Source organism: Stygiolobus sp. RP850M, from assembly GCF_037389295.1.
GTDB lineage: Archaea > Thermoproteota > Thermoprotei_A > Sulfolobales > Sulfolobaceae > Stygiolobus.
In genome coordinates this window covers 1-2,872 of the sequence record NZ_JBBHKU010000027.1, presented here as the reverse complement: position 1 = coordinate 2,872, position 2,872 = coordinate 1, and the positions used below count along the sequence as shown (strand labels likewise).

2 protein-coding genes and 3 pseudogenes are annotated in these 2,872 nt (G+C 37.7%); all 5 read left to right on the top strand.

Annotation, left to right across the window (positions count from 1 at the left end; translation table 11 throughout):
- Positions 1–169: pseudogene (locus WIW52_RS02660) on the top strand (ISH3 family transposase); the annotation flags it as partial.
- A gap of 19 nt (positions 170–188) precedes the next feature.
- Positions 189–434, top strand: a pseudogene (locus WIW52_RS02655) (hypothetical protein); the annotation flags it as partial.
- 171 nt (positions 435–605) lie between these two features.
- Positions 606–1,307 carry a hypothetical protein gene (locus WIW52_RS02650; protein ID WP_337708429.1) on the top strand — a complete coding sequence of 234 codons (702 nt, stop codon included), beginning with the start codon at positions 606–608 and terminating at the stop codon, positions 1,305–1,307.
- A complete protein-coding gene (locus WIW52_RS02645) occupies positions 1,304–2,188 on the top strand; it encodes a hypothetical protein (RefSeq protein ID WP_337708427.1) in 885 nt (294 codons plus the stop codon). Before WIW52_RS02650 ends, WIW52_RS02645 begins: the two co-directional genes overlap by 4 nt.
- Positions 2,189–2,279: 91 nt before the next feature.
- Positions 2,280–2,872, top strand: a pseudogene (locus WIW52_RS02640) (IS701 family transposase); the annotation flags it as partial.

The following is a 2,872-nucleotide window of genomic DNA, read 5'->3' as shown; positions in this document are numbered from 1 at the left end:
CCTTGTACTCTACTCTTTATATACCGTAATCAAGGATGAGATGGGGAGAGAGGAGTTTAGATTATTATTAATTCTTTTATTTTTTCCAGATTTATTCAATCCAGAGAATTTTACAATTAATCTAGTGGAAACACTTATTTACACTATAGATTTATTATTAAGGAGGTGATTTTGGGTCTACCGAGAGGAGGAGGTTCACTAGGAGTAAGAGCGGTATTAGGAAGGTTTCGCGTTTTGCTAAGAGGTAATTGTTAATTCACGGTGTTATTAAGGCGTTAAGGTTAGGTTTCGACGTTGTGTTAGTTAATCCTAAGGGTACTACAAATTCTGAGGGTCACGATAGGATAATGAGGGAGAAGGGTTTTGATAGACATACAGCCTCAGCCTACTTAATAGCATTAAAGGGATTAGGAATGTTAAATAATATCAAATGACATAAAATTCAGGGTTTATCGGAAACTGTTGTCAACGGCAAAATGAGATCTAGCTCTAGGATAGCTAGAAGAAAGTTTTTTGTACTACTCTGCGAAACTATTTTGCTAACTAGTTAGGAAGAAAGTTTTTTGTACTACTCTGTTGTACTATAGCATAACAGAGTGATAACTATGTCAGCTGATCTTTCTCTCCCTTTAGAGGAATATTACAAGGTTCCAAACGAAATGAAGAATAGGAATTTCCCTGTACATCTCTTAGAGAAGATGCGGAATTATTTAGTCAAGCAATATGAGGAGAATTTGTTCGAGATATATGAGGGTATGCTAATGTTAATCCTAAATCCTGAAGATAAAGACAAGTTAAAAATACTGTCAAAAGAAGTTGAAAAAATAAAGGAGGATTTTGAATTATATAACTCTATGCTTGAAAATAATACAACCATAGGAGAATACGTTAATATGGTAATGAAAGAGTTACAAAAACTTATTGACGGGTTGAAGAAAAATGAAGAGGAGTTCTACAAAGAGGTATTAAATTCTGATAACCCTAATTTCCTAATAACCACTTATTATTCGTTGTATTTACGCTTCGTAACAAAAGTATACTTAAAACTACATAAGACTAACATAACCAATCCTAACATAAAAACAAAAGATTCTAGGATTAAAGATATGTTCAACATCGCTAATTTCCTAGTAGCATTTTTCGGGATGCCTATACTGATATATATAAAGAAAAAAGAAGTATTCCCTTATATATCTGAGCTAAGCGGAGCATTATTACACGCACTAGTTGCCGATAGGACACCTATGCCCTCAAAGGACTCCTTAGGTTATTACCTATTTCTCAAGATCCACGCTGATAACTCATGAGTGAAAAGGAAACTTTTTTCTTAGATACCAATATTATTATAAAATGGTTATATAGAGAAATTCTGAATGAAAATCCAGCTGTTGAATATTTTATTAACTCGTTAAGTAAAGGACAATGTGTTATACTTCATATCAATTTAATTGAATTTAAGACAATAATTTACGACGCTTATAATATAACCTCCTATGTGATTTATGAGAAAATACTATCTAAACAGGATTGGGATAAACTAGGGGTAGAAGATAAACTACGAGTTCTTGAAGATATCAGAAAGAATTTTGAACAAATCTATGAACAGATACGAACTAAGTACTATAACGGACAGATCTCACCGGGAGGAATAAGGCAAATACTTGCAAAGAAGTTCTTCCTAATGTTAAAAGATAAGTTGCTCAACTCAAATCTTGAAGCTCTTAGGAACCATATAACTTTAAATGAGAGAACACAGGATCTAATTGACTATTTAGATAGTGTGGAATATTTAATCAAGCAAAAATGCACTGTAATTGACGATACTAAAATACTTCTTAGTGATAATATCATAAGAGAAATTCAGTTAATTTATGAAGGTATTAATGCATATATACGCAACTTAAAGTCCAAAGGATATAGAAAGACGCCAAGTAGAACTGACCAGCTAATATTTGTATACCTCTTTTTGTTATTACGTGACAGGATTTATGATAAGATCGTTTTCATTACAGACGATAATGATTTTGAAAGAATGCATAACACAGTGTTAAATCATTTGAAGGATATTATAAATGGAAATGCAGATCTTCGAGGAGACTTTAAAGAATCTGCTATTGAAGCTAACGATATCTTAAGAAAATTAGTAATCAAAGGTATCAATGACTTAATCACTCAACAAAAGAGATAATTACAGCAGTTATGGGAATCTTAGGGAGGTAATACAAAGAAGTCGGTATTAGCGAGAAGTTTTTAATTTTAGACGTCGTCCCGCTGAAAAGATGTCAAACGGAAAAGGACAAGTCGAACTGGCTAGGGAGAGGTTGGTCAAGGCGGTGAACCAAGTTCTGGGCGTGGTCAGGAGGAACGGGAGGAGCAGGAAGGTCGAGTCAGCACTAGTCCTCATGACCCTGCTAGGTGGGAGGTCCAGCGTGAGGAATGCTGCTGAGACGTTCGGGTTGGACTACGCAAACCTGCTGGAGGCGTTGGGAGAGCTCCACGACTCGTGGAGGGACTACTTGGAGGTCCTGTCGGTGTTGGTGAAGGGTGAGTTGGCAGTAATCATAGACGACACCGTGGACCACAACGCTCCGGGTAGACGTGAGCCCCCACGGGAACTACCGGATCTACTGCCACACCCACGGGAGATTCGAGAGGGGTGTGCAGCTCCTCACGGTCGTCATAATGGACCTCTCCACGGGCAGGACGTTCATGGTGGGAGCCTTCCCCTACGCCGTGAGGAAGATGTTGGACTTGGGGATGGTCAACGAGTTCAAGACCAAGATCGACTTGGCCAAGGAGATGTTGGACGTGCTCAAGGGGTACTTCCGCGTGTCCAAGGTAGTCTTCGACTCGTGGTACTGGTCGGAGAAGC